This is a genomic window from Paraburkholderia sp. J94 (assembly GCF_905220285.1).
Classification (GTDB): domain Bacteria; phylum Pseudomonadota; class Gammaproteobacteria; order Burkholderiales; family Burkholderiaceae; genus Paraburkholderia; species Paraburkholderia tropica_A.
In genome coordinates this window covers 1-398 of record NZ_CAJMZH010000061.1, presented here as the reverse complement: position 1 = coordinate 398, position 398 = coordinate 1, and the positions used below count along the sequence as shown (strand labels likewise).

General features: G+C 57.3%; 1 protein-coding gene. It reads left to right on the top strand.

Translation table 11 applies throughout. The annotated features are described in order from the left end of the window. Positions 1-398 (top strand): 4Fe-4S dicluster domain-containing protein (locus U4Y88_RS37645; protein ID WP_321790146.1); only part of this gene is annotated, 398 nt, incomplete at both ends.

Here is a 398-nt window from a genome sequence, read left to right as displayed (position 1 = left end):
CTTGAGCAGAAGGTGATGGGCGGCAACGTGCCGTGGACGCTGCATCATCAGCATCGCGATAACGAAATGCTGCGTCCGGCGTCGCAATGCAAGCCGATCGAGTATCCGAAACCTGATGGCAAGCTCACGTTTGATCGCCTCTCTTCGGTGTTTATTTCGAACACGAATCACGAAGAGAATCAGCCTGCGCATTTGACGCTGAAAGATGCGAAGGTGCCGGTCGACGTGAATCTGCGTACCTATGCAGGTCCGGAAGCGCGCTTCTGCCCGGCGGCGGTCTACGAATTCGTGAAGAACGACGACGGCAGCGACCGCCTGCAGATCAACGCGCAGAACTGCGTGCACTGCAAGACCTGCGATATCAAGGACCCGACGCAGAATATCGTCTGGGTCACGCC